The organism is Streptomyces sp. NBC_01317 (assembly GCF_035961655.1).
GTDB lineage: Bacteria > Actinomycetota > Actinomycetes > Streptomycetales > Streptomycetaceae > Streptomyces.
In genome coordinates this window covers 4,878,660-4,897,609 of sequence record NZ_CP108393.1, presented here as the reverse complement: position 1 = coordinate 4,897,609, position 18,950 = coordinate 4,878,660, and the positions used below count along the sequence as shown (strand labels likewise).

Annotated in this window: 14 protein-coding genes; 8 read left to right on the top strand and 6 right to left on the bottom strand. The window is 72.1% G+C overall.

The genetic code is table 11. The annotated features are described in order from the left end of the window. Positions 1 to 48 precede the first annotated feature (48 nt). On the top strand, positions 49 to 1,323 hold the full coding sequence (locus tag OG349_RS21200) for an ABC transporter substrate-binding protein (RefSeq protein WP_327236103.1): 1,275 nt from the start codon (positions 49 to 51) through the stop codon (positions 1,321 to 1,323). Between the two features lie 64 nt (positions 1,324 to 1,387). Here the strand turns inward: OG349_RS21200 and OG349_RS21195 are convergent, their stop codons facing one another. Together OG349_RS21195 and OG349_RS21190 are read right to left on the bottom strand one after the other, a co-directional pair. Continuing rightward, a complete protein-coding gene (locus OG349_RS21195; RefSeq protein WP_327236102.1) occupies positions 1,388 to 2,983 on the bottom strand; it encodes a hypothetical protein in 1,596 nt (531 codons plus the stop codon). 262 nt (positions 2,984 to 3,245) lie between these two features. Then, positions 3,246 to 4,628 (bottom strand): transcriptional regulator, encoded by a 1,383-nt coding sequence (locus tag OG349_RS21190; protein WP_327236101.1) that lies wholly within the window; start codon positions 4,626 to 4,628, stop codon positions 3,246 to 3,248. Between the two features lie 302 nt (positions 4,629 to 4,930). On the opposite strand from OG349_RS21190, the gene OG349_RS21185 reads away from it, so the two are divergent. From OG349_RS21185 to OG349_RS21175, 3 genes are all read left to right on the top strand, one after another. Continuing rightward, positions 4,931 to 5,617 (top strand): bifunctional DNA primase/polymerase, encoded by a 687-nt coding sequence (locus tag OG349_RS21185; RefSeq protein WP_327236100.1) that lies wholly within the window; start codon positions 4,931 to 4,933, stop codon positions 5,615 to 5,617. A 94-nt stretch (positions 5,618 to 5,711) separates the two neighbouring features. After that, positions 5,712 to 6,590: an ABC transporter ATP-binding protein gene (locus tag OG349_RS21180; protein WP_327236099.1), complete on the top strand. Its 879-nt coding sequence runs from the start codon at positions 5,712 to 5,714 to the stop codon at positions 6,588 to 6,590. Then, positions 6,587 to 8,173, top strand: a complete 1,587-nt coding sequence (locus OG349_RS21175) for a transporter (RefSeq protein ID WP_327236098.1) — start codon at positions 6,587 to 6,589, stop codon at positions 8,171 to 8,173. The genes OG349_RS21180 and OG349_RS21175 overlap by 4 nt, the downstream gene beginning before the upstream one ends. An 840-nt stretch (positions 8,174 to 9,013) precedes the next feature. Here OG349_RS21175 and OG349_RS21170 read toward each other — a convergent pair. Then, positions 9,014 to 9,880 (bottom strand): alpha/beta fold hydrolase, encoded by an 867-nt coding sequence (locus tag OG349_RS21170; protein WP_327236097.1) that lies wholly within the window; start codon positions 9,878 to 9,880, stop codon positions 9,014 to 9,016. Between the two features lie 493 nt (positions 9,881 to 10,373). Beyond that, positions 10,374 to 11,066: a metal-dependent transcriptional regulator gene (locus OG349_RS21165; RefSeq protein ID WP_327236096.1), complete on the bottom strand. Its 693-nt coding sequence runs from the start codon at positions 11,064 to 11,066 to the stop codon at positions 10,374 to 10,376. Positions 11,067 to 11,315: 249 nt separating this feature from the next. Between OG349_RS21165 and OG349_RS21160 the strand changes: the two genes are divergently transcribed. The 3 genes from OG349_RS21160 to OG349_RS21150 all read left to right on the top strand — a co-directional run bounded on the left by OG349_RS21160 (position 11,316) and on the right by OG349_RS21150 (position 14,798). Continuing rightward, positions 11,316 to 12,071, top strand: a complete 756-nt coding sequence (locus OG349_RS21160) for an SIS domain-containing protein (protein ID WP_327236095.1) — start codon at positions 11,316 to 11,318, stop codon at positions 12,069 to 12,071. Between the two features lie 548 nt (positions 12,072 to 12,619). Then, positions 12,620 to 13,204 carry a carbonic anhydrase gene (locus OG349_RS21155; protein WP_327236094.1) on the top strand — a complete coding sequence of 195 codons (585 nt, stop codon included), beginning with the start codon at positions 12,620 to 12,622 and terminating at the stop codon, positions 13,202 to 13,204. 73 nt (positions 13,205 to 13,277) lie between these two features. Next, on the top strand, positions 13,278 to 14,798 hold the full coding sequence (locus OG349_RS21150; protein ID WP_327236093.1) for a SulP family inorganic anion transporter: 1,521 nt from the start codon (positions 13,278 to 13,280) through the stop codon (positions 14,796 to 14,798). 113 nt (positions 14,799 to 14,911) lie between these two features. Here OG349_RS21150 and OG349_RS21145 read toward each other — a convergent pair whose 3' ends face one another. Together OG349_RS21145 and pdxH are read right to left on the bottom strand one after the other, a co-directional pair. After that, positions 14,912 to 16,375 (bottom strand): PAS domain-containing protein, encoded by a 1,464-nt coding sequence (locus OG349_RS21145; protein WP_327236092.1) that lies wholly within the window; start codon positions 16,373 to 16,375, stop codon positions 14,912 to 14,914. Positions 16,376 to 16,790: 415 nt separating this feature from the next. Beyond that, complete coding sequence (gene pdxH, locus OG349_RS21140; RefSeq protein ID WP_327236091.1) at positions 16,791 to 17,414, bottom strand: pyridoxamine 5'-phosphate oxidase; 624 nt, start codon at positions 17,412 to 17,414, stop codon at positions 16,791 to 16,793. A 390-nt stretch (positions 17,415 to 17,804) separates the two neighbouring features. Here pdxH and OG349_RS21135 point away from each other — a divergent pair, with 390 nt between their 5' ends. Next, positions 17,805 to 18,899 (top strand): citrate synthase 2, encoded by a 1,095-nt coding sequence (locus OG349_RS21135; protein ID WP_327236090.1) that lies wholly within the window; start codon positions 17,805 to 17,807, stop codon positions 18,897 to 18,899. The last annotated feature ends 51 nt before the right edge of the window (positions 18,900 to 18,950 follow it).

Sequence of the window (18,950 nt, the reverse complement as noted above, 5' to 3'; positions counted from 1 at the left end):
CGGCACCCTCACTCCGTCGTTACCCAGGAGGCGGAAGGGTCTCTACCTATGACAGGTCGGCGACGCCCCATCACTGTCCGTACGCACACGAATACCTGGAGCGCGAGGATCCGCGCGCTGTGTACGGCGGTGGCGGGAGCCTCGCTGATCACCGGCTGCGGTGTGATCCCCGGCACCTCGGGCGGTTCGCCCTCCCCCATCACCGTGATGACCTTCGCGCCCGTCGGCACGAACGCCACCAACATGCCGGGCATGCCGGCCATGGCGAAGGCGTACGCCCGCTGGGTCAACGCCTCGGGCGGTCTCGACGGGCACGAGCTGCGCGTCCTCACCTGCAACGAGCGCAACGACTCGTCGGCCGCCGCCAACTGCGCGCGCCGGGCGGTGAAGGAGGACGCGGTCGCGGTGGTCGGCTCGTACAGCCAGTTCGGCAAGGAGATCATGGCGCCGCTGGAGGCCGCGTCGATCCCCTTCATCGGCGGGTACGGCATGTCCGAGGAGGAGTTCACCAGCTTCCTCTCGTACCCGGTGAACGGCGGTCAGGCGACCCTCCTCGCGGGCAACGGGCGGCAGCTCGCCCCCGACTGCGACCACACCGCGCTCGTACGGCCCGACACGATCACCGGCGACGACCTGCCCGACCTCCTCGACTCCGGTCTGGCCCACGGGCGCAGGGCCTCGGCGGCGGACATACGCGCGGCCGAGGACGCGACGGACTACACGAAGCCGGCCGAGCAGGCGCGGGAGCGCGCGGGGGACGGCGGGTGCGTGACGGCGGTGCTGGGCGAGAAGACGGAGACGTTCTTCGACTCGTACCGCCGGGTCCCCGAGGACGGCAGGAACGTCCGGGTCTCCTCGGTGCTCGGCAGCGTCGGGCAGCCCCTCATCGACAGTACGGGCGGGAAGAACGGCCCCTTCGAGGGGGCGCTCCTCACCGGCTGGTACCCGGTGGCGACGGATCCGGCGTGGAAGCCGATGCGGGACGTGATCGAGAAGCACGCCTTCCAGGACGACGCGATCGACCCGGCGGACCCGGGGGTGCAGACCACGTGGATCGCGTACACGGCGCTCAAGACGGTCGTCGAGTCGATCCATGAGGACGTGATCACGCCCGGGAAGATCACCAACGCGCTGGACCGGGGCGTCACGGTGGACACCGGCGGCCTCACCCCGCCCCTGCGCTGGCGGTACGAGGACATGCTGGGCGCGCCGGGCTTCCCGCGGATCGTGAACCGGGACGTCACGTTCCAGGTGGTACGGGACGGCCGGCTGATCGCGGAGCGCAAGGGCTTCGTGGACGTGGGCAGGACGCTCGGGTCGTAGCGCGCGGCCGACGAGGGGCCCGGGGGCCCGAGGACCGCGGTCCTCGGGCCCCCGGGCCCCTTCGCTACAGCTGGGTCGAATCCCGCTGCGAGAGGTCGTACTTGCTCGCGATGCCGTTCCACAGGCCCGAGGCCTTGTTCTTGGCCGCCGTGGCCTCGCCGCTCGCCTGGTTGCCCTTGGCCGCTTCCCGGGTGGTACGGGCCCGCCCCTGCTTGCAGCCCTTCCCCGTCCGGGCCTCGCGGGCCCACTGCGCGTAGTGGTCGTCGGCGGAGGCCGACGCCTGCCAGGCCGTGGTCAACGAGGACGCCAGCTCCTGGTGGTCGGGCAGTTTGTCGATCGGCAGGGACTTCAGCCGGGTCACCAGGTCCCTGCGCTGCACCGCCGCGTCGTGCAGGTCGGTCGCCGCCTGGTCCAGGTTGCTGCACGTCTTGATGTCGTTGACCGCGCGGATCACCGTCTCGCGGCTGTTGTTGCTGTCGCCCAGCAGCTTGTCGAGCCCCTCGGCCTGCGCCTTCACGGGATCGGCCGCGTCCTGGGTGGCGGGCTGGGAGGCGGGGGTGCTCTCCGACGCCACGTTCTTCCCGGTGTCCTGCGGGCCGTCGTCCCCGCCGCTCATCAGCGCGCCCGCGCCCAAGCCGAGCACGGCGCAGCCGACGACCACCGCCGCGATCAGCGGGCCGCGCGACCTGCGGCCGCCCGTGTCGCGCCCCGGCGGGGGCTCATAGGGAGGGGAGGGGGGCTGCTGACCGTACGGCTGGGGGGCGCGGCCCTGCGGCGGGCGGCCCCGGCTCACGTCGATCGCGGGCATCTGCTGCGTGGAGTTGGCGCCCGAGCCGTCGTCCGTACGGAAGAGGTTGTCGAACTCGGCGGGCGGCGGGCGGTCGCCGGGCTCGCCGGGGCGCACCGCGTACGAGGGGTCCTGCGCGGGTACTGGGGCGATGAACTGGGTGGCGTCCGCGTCCGAGCCGTGCGCCGGGACCGGTGCGATGAACTGCGTCGCGTCCGAGGAACGCTCCGGGGGCAGCAGGCCGGGGCCGGGGCCCTGCGGGACCGGTGCGATGAACTGCGTGGCGTCCGCGCTGCCCGCGGCGGGCACGGGCGGCAGGAACTGGGTGGCGTCGGCGTTCCCGGCGGCGGACGTCTCGGCGGGGAGCGGATGTCCGTACCCCTGGGACCCCTGGGCCTGGTCGTAGGACTGGCCCTGCCCGTAACTCTGGCCGCTCTGGCCGTACTGCTGGTCCTGATGGCTCTGGTGGCCCTGACCTTGACCGTACGGCGGCTGCTGATCCTGCCCGTACGGCTGACCCTGCCCGTATCCCTGATCCTGGCCCTGTCCGTACCCCTGCGGCTGCCCCTGGTCCTGCCCGTACGGCTGGTACGGCTGCTGGGCGGCCTGCTGCTGGGGCTCCGGGGGCTGCTGGGCGCCGTAGCCGCCCTCGCCGTACCCCGGCTCCGTCCCGGGCCGTCCGCCGCCGTCCTGCGGCCCCCAGGGCTGTCCCCACGGCTGGCCGCCCGCCGGGGCGACCTGCTCCCCGGCGACGCCCCCCGCGACGCTGGGCGGAATCCAGGGCTCGCTGCCGTCGCCGGGCAGCACGACGCCTTCGTGCGCGGGGCGAGCGGCCGGGTACTCCCGCTCGTCCCCTTGTCCGCTGTGCGTCACCGGGACTCCTACGTCGTGGAACGTGTGGACCTACGGAAATCGTCGGTTCACGCTACCGGGTGAATCACGGGCTCTGCCACGCCCGTGGATCCGCTCCCGTTCCGTCCCGCCAGGACACGGCTGTAGCGACCGAATTCACCCGTTCTGCCGGTGACTTGATATGCACCACACCCTCACACCCGCAGACCTTCGCCCCCTTCTACCCCCACCGCACTCCCCCACTCCCCCACGCTCCCGTTCACGCACGCCCCCACGCCCGCGCTCACGCCGCCTGGATCTCCAGCCGGGCCGTGAACTCACGGACGGACGGCTCGCTCCCGTACGGCTCCAGGCGCTGCTGGAGGTCGTCCAGATACTCCGCGCCCCGGCTGGAGCGCAGCGTCCCCATCAGCTCGATCGCGCGAGTACCCGTCCGGCACGCCTCCTCGACCTCCCGCTGCTGGACCTGTGCCGTGGCGAGCAGGACCATCCCGATCGCCCGCCGGCGTGCCCGGGACTCCGGATGGCCGTCGATCGAGTCCCCGGCATGCCGGGCCGCGGCGTCCGGCCGGCCCAGGTCGCGGTAGCAGTGCGCCAACTCGTCGGCGAGATAGGCGTGGTCGAAGTGCGCGATCCACTCGGGGTCGTCACCCGAGCCGTCCTCCGCCTGCTCCAGCGCCGCGAGCGCCCGGCCCGCGACCTCCTGGCACTGGCGCAGATCGCCCATGAGCGCGTGCCCCCGCGCCTCCGCCGCGTAGAACATGGCCTGCGCGCGCGGCGGGACCTGCCCCCGCGCCCCTTCCTGCGCGGCTCTCGCCAACTGGGCGATCTCCCGCGGATTCCCGAGCTGCGCGGCCAGATGACTCATGGACGCGGCCAGTACGTACCCGCCGTACCCCCGGTCCCCCGACGCCTGCGCGAGCCGCAGCGCCTGGATGTAGTACCGCTGGGCGAGGCCGGGCTGGCCCGTGTCGACCGCCATGTAACCAGCCAGCTCCGTCAACCGGGAGACGGCGGCGAAGAGCCGGCGGCCGACCGATTCGCGGTACGAGCCCGACAGCAGGCCCGACACCACGCTGTTCAGGTAGTGGACCAGGACCGGGCGGACATGGCCGCTGCCGAAGCGGTGGTCCAGGTCGATCAGCGCCACGGTCATGGCCCGGACCGCCTCGACGTCCGAATCCCCCACCCGCGCGCCGGTGTTCCGCGCGACCGCCGGGTCCGCGCCCGTGATCAGCCAGTCCCTGCTGGGCTCGACCAGCGCGGACGACGCGACCGCCGAGCCGGACAGGAAGTCGCGGCGCCCCACGTCGCTGCGCCACAACTCGCAGACCTGCTCGACCGCGCCGACGACGGTCGGGGCGAACTGGAGGCCGACGCCCGACGCGAGGTTCTTGCCGTTGGCCATCCCCGTCTCGTCGATGGTGACCGTACGGTTCAGCTTCCGGCCCAGCGCCTCGGCGATGACGCCGGGCGCCCGGCCGCGCGGCTGCTGCCCGCGCAGCCACCGTGCCACCGATGTCTTGTCGTAGCGCAGGTCGAGGCCGCGCTCGGCTCCGACCATGTTGACCCGCCGGGCGAGCCCGGCGTTGGAGCACCCGGCTTCCTGGATGAGTGCTTGGAGCCGTTCGTTCGGCTGGCGCGCGACGAGAGGCCTGGCTGCCAATGGATACCCCCTGTGGCCGCAGTGATCAGCTCACTGATCACTGCCCGGCAGAAATGCAGAGAATGCGCGGCTTGGGCTGAATCGGCGATATTTAGAGGAACCTCATGAAACATGGCGTGTTTTGGCCATGCGGGTGTACTTGCTCTGATGTGGGCCGCACCTGTCCCATCGTGCCCGACCACGGACGGTGCGTACCCGCCAACCGGCCTCCGCGGGCCCGCGCGCCCCCGTCCATGCATCCATGCGCCCCACATGCGGGTCGGCGCGCGGTACGCCCGTAACCGGAGGTGACGGCGGGAGTTGTGCTCTGCGTGGAAGAGACCCTCGGCGTCACGGGCGCGGCACAGATCCCTCATCAGCGTGGCGAACTGCCGCTGGACTGCGCGGTGCGGTACACGGAAGAACGGCACTGGGACGTGTTCCCCGGCACCTGGCTGGAGGCGGTGGCGGGCACGGAGCGTTGCTCGTGCGGCGACCCGGCCTGTGCCTCGCCGGGGGCGCACGCGACGGGCGCCGACTGGGCGCAGCAGGCCACGGGCAGTGCGCCCGCGGCGCGTCGGCTGTGGTCGGAGCGGCCCCGGGCCGCGGTCCTGCTGCCGACGGGACGTACCTTCGACGCTCTGGACGTACCGGAGTCGGCGGGATTCCTGGCGCTCGCCAGGATGGAGCGGATGCGCCTGACGCTCGGTCCCGTGACCTGGACCCCGGACCGGCGGCTGCTGTTCTTCGTCCTGCCGGGCGCGGCCCTCAAGGTGGACGGCCTCGTGACGGCGCTGGGTTGGGTGCCCGCCGCGATCGACCTGGTCACGCACGGCGAGGGGGAGTACGTGGCGGCGCCGCCGACCCGCCTCGGCGGCCACGGGGCGGTGCAGTGGGCCCGCCGCCCCACCCCGGCCAACCGCTGGCTGCCGGACGCCGACGAGCTGATCAGCCCGCTGGCGTACGCGTGCGGACGGGACGCGGCGGCGGAACGGGCGCGAAAGAGCTGATCACGCCCGGGCAGACACAGCCGACGGGCGTACGTAGGGTGGTCGTCCCGGTCGGTACGGGAACCGGCGCGGGGAGACCGAGAGGTAGTGCTCCATGCCGGAAGAACAGCACGGACCGGGCAGGACGTCCGCGACAGCGGGCCCCCCGGTGGACATAGGAACAGCTCCGCCCGTCGTGGGGACGGCCCCGCCCGCCACGGAAACGGCCCCGCCGGCCGTCCAGGTCGAGGGACTGTGGAAGCGCTTCGGCGAGCAGATCGCCGTCGCGGGCATCGATCTCGCCCTGCCGGCGGGCAGGTTCGTCGGACTGGTCGGGCCGAACGGCGCGGGCAAGACCACCACCCTCTCCATGGTGACCGGCCTGCTCCGGCCCGACCAGGGACGGGTACGGGTCGCCGGGCACGACGTGTGGGGCGACCCGGTGGCGGTCAAGGCCCGCATCGGGGTGCTGCCCGAGGGCCTGCGGCTCTTCGAACGGCTCTCCGGGCGTGAACTCCTCGGCTACACCGGGCGGCTGCGGGGGCTGCCCGGCGCCGAGGTCGACCAGCGGGCCACCCAGCTCCTCGACGTACTGGACCTGGCGGGCGCGCAGCACAAGCTCGTCGTGGACTACTCGACGGGCATGCGGAAGAAGATCGGGCTCGCCGCCGCGCTCCTGCACAACCCCGAAGTCCTCTTCCTGGACGAGCCGTTCGAGGGCGTCGACCCCGTCTCCGCGCAGACCGTGCGGACCGTGCTGGAGCGCTACACCGAGTCGGGCGCGACCGTCGTCTTCTCCAGCCATGTGATGGAACTCGTCGAGTCGCTGTGCGACTGGGTCGCCGTCATGGCGGGCGGCCGCATCCGCGCGCAGGGGACGCTCGCGGAGGTACGGGGCGGCGCGCCGTCCCTCCAGAGCGCCTTCCTCGAACTGGTCGGCGCGCACGGGCGCGGGACCGGGGAGACCCTTGACTGGCTGGGCGGGGCCCGGTGAACACGGCCGCGCTGACCCCGCTCTTCGTACGGCTGAAGCTCTCGCTCCTGCGCAACGGGCTACGGCAGTCGTCCGGCCGCAAGGCCGTGTATATCACCTCGCTCGTCATCACCCTGCTCTTCGCGGCGCTTCAGCTCCTCGGCCTCGTCCTGCTGCGCGGGAACGCCCACGCGGCCACCGTGACCGTGCTGTTGGCCGCCGTACTGGCGGTGGGCTGGGCGGTGATGCCGCTGTTCTTCCCCGGCGGCGACGAGACCCTCGACCCGACCAAGCTGGTGATGCTGCCGCTGCGCCCGCGCCCGCTGATCGGCGCGCTGCTCGTGGCGTCGCTGGTGGGGATCGGGCCGCTGTTCGCGCTCTGCCTGCTGGTCGGCTCGGCGGTGGCGTCGGCGCGGGGCGCGGCGGGGGTGGCCGCGGCGGTGGTCGCCGTACCCCTGGCGCTGCTCGTGTACGTGGCGCTGGCGCGGGCGGTCGCGGCGGCGAACATCCGGCTGCTGACCTCGCGCAAGGGCCGTGACCTCGCGGTCCTGAGCGGGCTGGTGATCGCGGTCGGCGCGCAGTTCGTCAGCTTCGGGGTCCAGCGGCTCGGCGACGCGGGCGGCCTCGCGGAGCTGACGCCGGCGGCGGACGTCGTACGGTGGCTGCCGCCGGCGTCGGCGCTGGGGGCGGTGGACTCGGCGAGTGAGGGCGCGTACGGAAGCGCGGCGCTCCAACTCCTCTTGTCCGTCGCCGCCTTGGGCGCACTCCTCTACGCCTGGCAGCGGTCGCTGGTGAAGCTGATGACGGCGCCGGACGGCTCCACGCTGTCGGCGGCGGAGCCGACGCGGAAGGGTTCGCGGTCCCTCCTGTCCTTGCCGTCCTCGCTCCGGCTGCCGGAGGGGCGTACCGGCGCGGTGGTCGTACGCAGCCTGCGGTACGCGTGGCGGGACCCGAAGACGAAGGCGGGCTGGGTGACGTCGCTGGCGGTGGGTCTGATCGTGCCGCTGCTCAACGCGGTGCAGGGGAGCGGGTCGATCTATCTGTCGCTGTTCGCGGTGGGGATGATCGGGGTGCAGATGAGCAACCAGTTCGGGCAGGACACCTCCGCGTTCTGGATGGTGGCCCTGACGATCTCCTCCCCGCGCGACGCGTACCTCGAACTGCGGGCGCGGGCGCTGGCGTTGCTCCTGGTCTCGGTGCCGTACTCGCTCCTGGTGGTCGTACTGACGGCCGCGGTCCTGGGCGACTGGGGCGCGCTGCCCGAAGCGCTCGGCCTCTCCTTCGCCGCACTGGGCGCGCTGCTGGCGACGGGCGCGGTTTCTTCCGCGCGCCTGGCGTACTCCATTCCGCAGGACAGCGGCTACAAGAACGTGGCGCCGGGCCAGGCGGGGCTGGCGTGGCTGTCGATGCTGGGGGGTGTGGTGGTGGCGGGAGCGGTGTGTGCGCCTGTGGTGGCCGTGACGTTTTGGCTCGATGCCGGGTGGGTCTTGCTGCCGCTGGGGGTGGCGTACGGGTGCCTCGTGGCCGAGGCGGGGCTCCGTGTGGCGGCGCCCCAGACGTCTCGGCGTCTGCCGGAGATCCTGTCGGCGGTAAGTAAGGGTTGACGCTGGCTGCGCTTGGTTGTGGCCTCTGCCCGGTGTCCGTTGCGCTTACTGATTGTCCTCAATCGCCGGACGGGCTGGGTTTGCCGTGGTGACGGGGGCCGGGGCCTCCGGAGGTACGTATGTCCGGACTGCATGTTTTACGGCGCCTCAGGAACTCGTCCAGTTCACCGGTAGCCATGCGCCACAAAACACGCTTTACGTCCGGACACACGCACCTCCTCCGACCCCACCCCCCTCACGCCGAGGGAGAGCTCAACGACCCCGCCGGCCCGGGGAGCCCCGCCTCTGCCCGGTGGACAGTGCCGCTTACCAACGTCCTCAAACGCCGGACGGGCTGGATGGCGCCCCTGCCCGGTGCGCGCGCGGCTTACCAATGTCCTCAAACGCCGGACAGGCTGGAGTGTGGCCTCTGCCCGGTACGCGAGCGCGGCTTACCAATGTCCTCAAACGCCGGACAGGCTGGATTTTGGCCTCTGCCCGGTGCCGGGTGCGGCTTACGGATGTCCTCAAACGCCGGACGGGCTTGATTTGCCTTGGCGCGGGCGTGGAAGGGGGACGGGCAGGGGTCGTGTCCGGAACGTAGAGCGTGTTTTGTGTCGCGTGGCGAACCCGAACCAAACAAGGTCCGGAACGCGACGTAAAACATGCAGTGCAGGACACGACCCCTGCCCGGCCCCCGGCAACAACCCGCGCATACGCAACCGGCCCGCAGCGGGCACAACCAAGCCCGTCCGGCGATTGAGGACAATCAGTAAACCGCACCCACCCGCACCGGGCAGACGCACAAACAAAGCCCGTCCGGCGATTGAGGACAAAAGCACGGCCGCCAGGCCAAGGGCGCTACGGCGCGAGGACCTCGTCCAGGAAAGGCTCGATCGCCGCGCGCCACGCGTCCGGGCGGTCGTAGTGGACCAGGTGGCCCGCATCCGCGACCTCCGCATACGCACCCCGCGGCAGCACCCGCACCATCTCCTGCGCCTCCGCCCGCCCCAGCTCCCCGTCCAGCCCCCGCACCACCAGCGTCGGGCACCGGACCTGCGCCAGCTCCTCCCAGTGCGCGTCGTACACCCACGTCTCCCGCGACGTCAGCATCTGGCGGCGCGAGAACACCGGGCCCCAGCCGTCCGCGCGCTCCGCCATCACCTCCGCGTAGAACTCCCCCCGCGCGGGCGTCGCGCGCTCCACCCACGGATCGTCCTCGCCGAACCACTTCCTGACGTCCGCCAGCGTCGCGAACGGGACCGGCCACGTCTTGAACCAGTCCTCCCACTCCCGCTGCGACGCCGCGCCCAGCGCCGACGCCCGCATGTCGCAGATGATCAGCGCCCGCACCAGGTCGGGCCGCTTCGCCGCGAGCTGCCACGCCGTCAGCGCGCCCATCGAGTGCCCGATCAGGGTGACCGGCGCGAGCCCGAGCTGTTCGACCACGGCCTCCGCGTCGGCGACGTACGCCTCGCGGGTGAAGGGGCCCTCCGCCGGCTTCTCGCTGCGCCCGTGGCCCCGCTGGTCGAGCGCGACCGCGCGGTGCCGCTCGCCGAGCCACCGGGCCGTCGAGGCCCAGTGCGAGGCGCGGCCCATGAGCCCGTGGAGCAGTAACACGCCGGACTCCCGCTCGCCGGACTCCCCGCCCCGCTTGGGCGGCTCCCCGAACTCCCAGGCGGCGAGGCGTACCCCCTCGGCTCCGGTCACATCGATGCGCTGAACCATGCGTCCTGGCACCCCCTTCGGTCCTGAGTGGTCGAGTCCGACCCCGCCAGACTATCGAACTCCCATTCGAAAACGCCGTTCTGGTCTACAACACCGCTCGTTCGAGTGACCCCGCTCGGGGATTGCCGGTCGCACCCGAGGGGAGATGTTCTCCGGGAGGCGGACCACTCGGGGATGAGGGTCCGAAAGCGCCGACCCTGGGAGCTCGGGGCTCCGGGTCGGCGCGGGGGAGGAAGGGCTCCGGTGCCATGAGGCGCCGGAGCCCTCTCCGTACGGAGGAGAGGGGCAAAGGGAGGGGGGAAGGGGAGTGCGGCGCGCGCCCAGCGCACGGGGCGTCACCGGAGGGCGACGCGGCGTACCCGTGTCCGTACCCCCACATCACCGCTCCCTCCCCGAGGTCTGCCTGACATATGCCCCGGCGGACAGCCCGGCACGCGCCCTCGGCGCTCAGGACAATGACGCGCGCCCCCGCACACCCCAACGCGCCAAGCGCTCAGCGCTTGGCCACGAACACGTGCGACGCCACCTCCGCGTCCAGCTCCGCCGCCTCGCCGCTGCTCCCGACCAGCACCCCGCCGGGGGACTCCGTCACGCTCACCACGGACCCGGGCTGCACCCCGGCCCGCCGCAGCGTGTACATCAGCTGGGCGTCGGTCTGGATCGGCTCGCCGATCCGCCGCACCACCACCGTCTTGCCCTCCGCGCCCGGATCCAGCTCCGCCAGGCTCACCATGCCCGCGTCGAGGAACGGGTCGGCCTCCGCCTTCTCGCCCAGCTCCTCCAGACCCGGGATCGGATTGCCGTACGGCGACTCCGTCGGGTGGCGCAGCAGCTCCAGGACGCGCCGCTCCACCGCCTCGCTCATCACGTGCTCCCAGCGACACGCCTCCGCGTGCACCTGCTCCCACTCCAGGCCGATCACGTCGACCAGGAGGCACTCCGCGAGCCGGTGCTTGCGCATGACGCGGATCGCCAGCCTGCGCCCTTCCTCCGTCAGTTCGAGATGCCGGTCGCCCGCCACCTGGACCAGGCCGTCGCGCTCCATGCGGGCCACGGTCTGGCTCACCGTGGGCCCGCTCTGGTCCAGCCGCTCGGCGATCCGGGCGCGCATCGGGACCACACCTTCCTCTTCGAGCTCAAGGATGGTGCGGAGATACATCTCCGTGGTGTCGATCAGTCCGGACATACGTGCCCCTCGATAATCGTGCGCTGGCCCTGACCCAATTCTGACGCATACCGCCGACAACCGTGCCGTGCCGGAGGCGCCGATGCGGCGGCGGCCCGCGAAAGCGGGCGGGAGACGCACGGGAGACGGGCGGGAGACAGGCGGGAAGCGCACGGGAAGCGTATTGACAGAGCAATGGTCCAGACCTCAACGTGATCCGCGGCACCGGCATTCCCCCACCTCCCGCCCCACCCCTGGAAGGGCTCCCCCATGAGCGAGAGCAAGCTGGCCGATCAGTTCTTCGACGCCGCGATCGGCCTGCTCCAGCGCGTACGGGACACGGAGTCCGCGAACATCGCCGCGGCCGGGCGGGCGATCGCCGACACCGTCGCGGCCGGGGGCCGGCTGTTCGCCTTCGGTGCCGGGCACTCCTCGCTCGCCGCGCAGGACGTCGTCTACCGCGCGGGCGGCTTCGCCCTGATGAACCTGCTGGCCGTGCCCGGTGTCGTGGGCGTCGACGTCATGCCTGCCACACTCGGCTCGGCGCTGGAGCGGGTGGAGGGCCTGGCGACGACCGTGCTCGACGCGAGCCCGGCCACCGCCGGGGACGTCCTGGTGGTCATCTCCCTCTCCGGGCGGAACATCCTGCCCGTCGAGATGGCGTCGCACGCGCGTGCGCTCGGCCTGACCGTCATCGGCGTCACGTCGGTGGCGTACGCGAGCAGCACCGAGTCCCGCAACTCCCTCGGCGGCTTCCTCAAGGACCACTGCGACATCGTCCTCGACAACGGGATCGCCGTCGGGGACGCGGAACTGACCGCCGACGGCATCGAGGCACCCTTCGCACCGGCGTCGACGGTCGTCACCAGCGCCCTGATGCAGGCGATGATGGCGGCGGCGGCCGGCGAACTCGTCGAGCGCGGCACCGAGCCTCCGCTGCTGCGATCGGGCAATGTGGACGGCGGGCCCGAGTGGAACGTACGGGTGATGACCGAGTACCGCGACCGGATCTTCTACCGCCACTGACGACACCGGCGGTACGGGAAGACACGGCCGGGGTCCCTGGGAATCGCTCCAGGGGACCCCGGCCGTTCGTTTTACGTGAAAACACTACTTTGCGTCACCCGCGCGCCGCTTGGCGAAATTTTGATCTTTCACGCGAAGGTAATGCTCGGGCAAAGTAGAGGAAGCTCAGGTGTTGCATCATCAGAGCTGTCGGCCCGACGGCGCACACCATCGTGCCGTTTGCCGTACGGAATCCGGAAGAAGAACCCAGGAAGACCGATCCGCGCCGGGGAAATCCCAGGCGGACGGCGGCACCACGGAAAGGGCGAGCTGTGAGATCCCGACCCGACCGCGTGCCCGCCGTCAGACGCCGGACCGTTTCGGCCTGACCCGGCTTCCCGGACGACCCCACGGCGGCCGCTCCACCGGCCTCCTCCCCGCCGCGACCCGGCGGGAGCAGCGGCCACAGGCCGCCCAGGACGTCCACCCGCTCCACCCTTTCCACACCCCCCACTGACCCGACCACACCGCGCCCCGGCCAGACCGAGGGTTGCAGGAGGCAGGCCATCATGAAGTCACTCATCGACCACGCCCGTTCCTTCTCCGTCCAGGTGGCGGAGCGTCCCGAGGAATTCCGAGAACTCGCCGCGGGGCAGACCCCGCAGGCACTCTTCATCACCTGCTCGGACTCACGGGTGATTCCGTCCCTGATCACCGGCGCCCGTCCCGGCGAGCTCTTCGAGCTCCGTACGGCGGGCAACATCGTCCCCCGCTACGACGAACGGCGCCCCAGCGGCGAGACCGCGACCATCGAATACGCGCTGCGTGTGCTCGGCATCCGCGACATCGTCGTCTGCGGGCACTCCCACTGCGGGGCGGTCGGCGCCCTGGTGCGCGGCGACGACCTCTCCGCCCTGCCCGCCGTCAGAGGCTGGCTCGACCACGGAGTGCCCTCACTGCCGGCCGGCCAGGGCCTGGCCCACGCCGTCCGCCACCACGCGGCGGCCCAGCTCGACACCCTCCGCGGCTATCCCTCCGTGCGGGAGCGGATCACCGAGGGCACGCTCGCCCTGCACGCCTGGTACTACGAAGTGGACACCGGCGCGATCAGCGCCCACCGGCCCGACCTGGGCGGGGAGTTCAGACCGCTGTGACGGCGACACCGCCCGCACGGCGCCTTCCCCACCACTCGTCCGCTCTCGGACCGCACAGCTAGGAACCCTCGTCATGCTCACGCTGTTGAAGGACCCCCGGGTCCTGAGGCGCGACATTCTCGCGTCCCTCGTCGTCTTTCTCGTCGCTCTCCCCCTGTGTGTCGGCGTCGCCGTCGCCTCCGGGGTCCCGGCCGAACTGGGCCTGGTCACCGGTATCGTCGGCGGGCTCGTCGTCGGCTTCCTGCCGGGGAGCTCACTCCAGGTCAGCGGCCCGGCCGCCGGCCTGACCGTGCTCGTGTACGAAGCCGTGAAGGAGTTCGGCACCGGCGCGCTCGGTGCCATCGTGCTCGTCTCCGGCCTGCTCCAACTGGCCCTGGGCGCGCTCGGGTTCGGCCGCTGGTTCCGGGCCATCTCGGTCGCCGTCGTCCAGGGGATGCTCGCGGGCATCGGCCTCGTCCTCATCCTCGGACAGGTGTACGCCATGGCGGACACCGCGCAGCCGTCCGGCGGCCTCGGCAAACTCGCCGGGCTGCCCGGCCTGGCCTGGGACATCGTCACCGACGGTACGACGCTCACCGCGTTCCTCGTCGGCGCGGGGACGGTCGCCGTCCTGGTGCTCTGGCCCCGCTTCCCGGACCGCGTGCGGGCCGTCCCGGGTCCCCTGGCGGCCGTCGCGCTGGCCACCGGGGTGACGATCGTGTTCGACCTGCCGCTCGCCAAGGTGGAGGTACGGGGGCTGCTGGCCTCCGTCCAGCCGCCGGGCCTCGGCGACTTCGGCGTGCTCGCCGGGGTCGCGGGTATCGGCACCCTGCTCGCCTTCACCCTGATCGCCTCCGCCGAGAGCCTGTTCAGCGCCGCCGCCGTCGACCGGATGCACGACGGGCCGCGTACGAACTACAACAAGGAACTCATGGCGCAGGGCGTGGGGAACACGGTCTGCGGGGCGCTCGGCGCGCTGCCCATGACCGCCGTCATCGTCCGCAGCGCCGCCAACGTCCAGGCAGGGGCGCGGACTTCGCTCTCCCGCATCCTGCACGGCCTGTGGCTGCTGCTGTTCGCGGCGCTGCTCCCGGCCGCCATCGGTGTCATCCCGCTCGCCTCGCTGGCGGGTGTGCTGGTGTACGCCGGCTGCAAGCTCGTCCCGGTGAAGGACCTGGTGCCGCTGTGGCGCGAGCACCGGGGCGAGGCCGTGGTCCTCGCGATCACGGCGGTGGCGATCCTCGTCACCAACCTCTTCGAGGGAGTGGTCCTCGGACTGCTCCTCGCGGTGGTGAAGACGGCGTGGGAGATCTCCCACCTGCACGTCGACGTACGGGAGCTGACCGGCGGCCGGCTGGTGGTGTCGGTCACCGGCAACGCCACGTTCCTGCGACTGCCGCGGATAATGGAGGAGTTGGAGGACCTCCCGAAGGACCGTCCCATCGAGCTGGACCTGATGGGTCTGCGCCACCTCGACCACGCGTGCCGCATCGCGCTGGAGAACTGGGCCCTGCGGCACAACGACGCGGAGACGGAGCCCGTACGGCTGCTGCCCCCGGCGGCGGCGGTGCCACGGGCCCGGGGCGTGGACGAGAGGACGACGGGCTCGGGCTGACGGCCTGACGGGCTGACAGCTTGACGGCCTGACGCCCCCGCCCCTCCCGACACACCGTTCCCCGACCGCCGGACGGGCCCTGTCGGCCCGTCCGGCGGTCTTCGGCCCGCGCGCTACTCGCGTAGCTCTCGTGCGAGGTCCAGGGAGGCCGCCACCCGGAGCGTCACGTCCTCCGCGTACACCGCGTCGGGGCGTTCGAACGCCGGGCGGCTCGCGCTCCGCAGGAACGTCACCACGCCCAGCGACCTCCCCCGGCTCCTCAGCACCGTGCACAGCGCGTGCACCGTGTCCGGCGGCCACTGCCGCGACACCGCCCACGTGGGCGGTGCGGCGGCGCCGCCCGGCGCGCTCGCCCGGACCGAACCGATCCGGTCCATCGCCTGGAGCGCCGGGTGCCCGTCCCCGTACCGCACCGGAATCCCGCCCGTGACCAGCGGCATGCCCGGCCCCACACCCCCGCCGGAAGGCGTCGCCGCCGCCCGGACCAGCCGTACCGGCGCGTCCGTCGCCGAGGCGACAAACGCCGCCGGGCGGTCCCCCTCGACCACCAGGTCGAGCAGCGCGTGGTCCGCGAAGCCCGCCAGCGCGAAGTCCAGATGGACCGTCGCCGCCTCCGCCGGGTCCTCGCACTCCGACGCCGCCCGCGCGGCCCGGTGCAGCTGACTGGAGCGGAACCGCAGCCGGTCCGCGTCCTGCGCCGCCAGCTTCGTCTCCGTGATGTCCTGGAACATCCAGCTCACGCCCAGCGGCACCGGCTCCTCCGCCAGCGGGGACGCCAGCCGCAGGAACCCGCTGCGCCAGCACCGGCGCCGCCGGCCGCCCTCCGCCGTACGGACCGTGACCCACAGCTCGACCAGGTCGCGGGGCGCGCCCTCGGCCAGGACGTGGTGGAGCGCGCCCTCGACCTCCTCGACGCCCTGGGTGATCAGCTCGCCGAGGGGCCGGCCGAGCACGGACGTACGCCCGGAACCGAGCGCCCGCGCCGCGTGCGCGTTGACGACGGTCGGCCGCAGGTCGACGTCGAGGAGGACCACACCCCAGGAGGCCTCGTCGAAGAGGGCCTCGCTGAGTGCTATGGACCGTTCCAGATCGATCTGCGCGTGGACCTCGCTGAACGCGCAGTACACCCCCGCGGGCTTGCCGTCCGCGGCGCGCACCCCGGCCGACTGGGTCCGTACGAGCACCCGGCCGCCGTCCTTGCGCAGCAGCGCGAACTCGTGGACCTGGCGGCCCGGCGCGTCCATCGCGGCCATCAGCCTGCCCTGCACCTCGCCGGCGTCGGCCGTCCGCACCGCCCAGCCCGCGAAGCCGTGCCGGCCGACGGCCTCCGCGGCCGACCAGCCGAGGACCCGCTCCGCCTCGCGGTTCCAGTGCGTGATCACGCCGCCCGCGTCGAAGGCGCAGAGCGCGGCGTCCATGCCGTCGAGCAGGGCCGCGAGCAGGTCGGAGCCCGGACCGTCGCGCGCCGGTTCCGGTTCCGTTTCCGGTACGGCTCCGGCACCGGGGCCGGAGCCGGGCGCGGAACCCGGCTCGTCCGGCCCGGGCGCGCTGGTGGTCCCACTTCGAGAAGCACTCATCCTGGCACCCCCTGGCAGGACGTCTCCGCCGGTGCTGTCGCACGTCCGATCATTCAACTTGAACGTGACTCAGCACACACATCGTTCCCCGAAATCGCCTCGTCCAACAAATCTCGGTGGCCTTCAAAATTCACTTGAGCATGCCCGGAGAGGCGCCTAACGTTGCATCCACACCGAAAGGAGGTGATCCGGAACATGATTTCAGTCCGGACAAGTGAGGTGGCTGCGGGCTAACGGCCTGCCAGTCGCACTCTTGAAGTGCTCGGCCGGTCGCCGGCCGAAATCCCAAGCAGTCACCCGACCCGCAAGCCGCCGGTATGTCCGGCCGGCTCCCTCCTCGGAGGGACCACGGCTTGCGGGTCGTCTGCGTGCGCGGGCCTCTTTCCCGCCGTACGGCAGAAGGTCGCGGAAGGCCTTACGGGCAGAGCCGCTCCACCCGCCAGTCCTTCCCCTCGCTCACGTACCGCAGCCGGTCGTGCAGCCGGTTCTCGTGCCCCTGCCAGAACTCGACCGTCTCGGGGACGACCCGGAACCCGCCCCACCCCGGCGGCACCGGCACCTGCTCGCCCTCCGGATAGCGCGCCGCCAGGTCCTCGTACCGGGCCAGCAGCTCCTCCCGCGTCCCGATCGGGCTGGACTGGTCGCTGGCCCACGCGCCCAGCTGCGAGCCGTGGGGGCGGGTGCGGAAGTACGCGGCCGTCTCGTCGCGGCCGACCCGGTCCGCCCGGCCGGTCACGATGACCTGGCGGGCCAGCGGGTGCCAGGGGAAGAGCAGCGAGACGTACGGGTTCGCCCCGATCTCCCGGCCCTTGCGGGACGTGTAGTTCGTGTAGAAGACGAAGCCCCGGGTGTCGTACGCCTTGAGGAGCACGGTGCGGGAGGACGGGCGGCCGTCCCGGGTGGCCGTGGACACGATCATGGCGTTCGGCTCGTGCAGACCGCCGGACACGGCGTCCGTGAACCAGCGGGTGAACTGGTCCATGGGCGCGGGGGCGAGGTCCGTCCCCAGCAGCGGCATGCTGCGGTACCGCTCGCGCATGACGGCGGGATCCGGGGCCTCGGACGGCTGGTCCGAAGGCCGGTCCGAAGGCCGGTCCGAAGGCCGGTCCGAAGACACGTCGGACGGCACGTCGGAAGGCAACTCTGAAGGCAGGGAGTCAGGCACGTGCCTCATCTTGCCGCAGGGGCGAGTCTTCCCGGCACGGAGTGCCACCAATCCTCCCCGGATGAAATCGGGCACTGTGCCGGATATCACGCTTCCCCGCATCGGAGGAACCCGCCAAAATCCAGGGGCGGGGCACTGTCGCCTTCCCACATCGGAAGCCGCCGTTCCCGCCTTCCCGACGGTGGGTGACCATTCGCCGTTCGGGGCATCACCGGGGTGACCGGACCGGTACCACCCGTCGCACACATCATGAGGAGCCGCCTGATGTCCGACTTCGTACCCGGACTCGAAGGAGTCGTCGCTTTCGAGACGGAGATCGCCGAACCGGACAAGGAGGGCGGATCGCTCCGCTACCGGGGCGTCGACATCGAGGACCTGGTGGGGCAGGTGTCCTTCGGCAACGTCTGGGGACTGCTGGTCGACGGGGCCTTCGACCCGGGTCTGCCGGCCGCCGAGCCCTTCCCGATCCCGGTCCACTCCGGTGACATCCGGGTGGACGTACAGTCCGCGCTGGCCATGCTCGCGCCCGTCTGGGGGCTCAAACCGCTCCTCGACATCGACGAGGCCACGGCCCGTGACGACCTGGCGCGGGCCGCCGTGATGGCCCTGTCGTACGTGGCCCAGTCGGCGCGCGGTCAGGGCGTGCCGATGGTGCCGCAGCGGGAGATCGACAAGGCGGGGAGCGTCGTGGAGCGCTTCATGATCCGCTGGCGCGGGGAGCCCGACCCCAAGCACGTGAAGGCGGTCGACGCGTACTGGACGTCGGCGGCGGAGCACGGCATGAACGCCTCGACGTTCACCGCCCGGGTCATCGCCTCGACCGGCGCGGACGTCGCCGCGGCGCTGTCGGGCGCGGTGGGCGCGATGTCGGGGCCGCTGCACGGCGGCGCCCCGTCGCGGGTGCTCGGCATGATCGAGGAGATCGAGCGTACGGGCGACGCGTCGGCGTACGTGAAGCAGGCGCTGGACAAGGGCGACCGGCTGATGGGCTTCGGCCACCGCGTCTACCGGGCGGAGGACCCGAGGGCCCGCGTCCTGCGCCGTACGGCCCGCGAACTGGACGCGCCGCGCTACGAGGTGGCGGAGGCGCTGGAGAAGGCGGCGCTGGAGGAACTGCACGCGCGCAGGCCGGACCGGGTGCTGGCGACCAACGTGGAGTTCTGGGCGGCGATCGTGCTGGACTTCGCGGAGGTCCCGGCCCACATGTTCACGTCGATGTTCACGTGTGCCCGTACGGCGGGCTGGTCGGCCCACATCCTGGAACAGAAGCGCACGGGCCGCCTGGTGCGGCCGTCGGCCCGCTATGTGGGCCCTGGGACGCGGACGGTCGAGGAGATCGAGGGCTTCGGCGGCCTCTGAGGCGCGTGACCGGGTCGCGGGGACGGGGTGGGGGCGAGTGGCGGGGGTCGG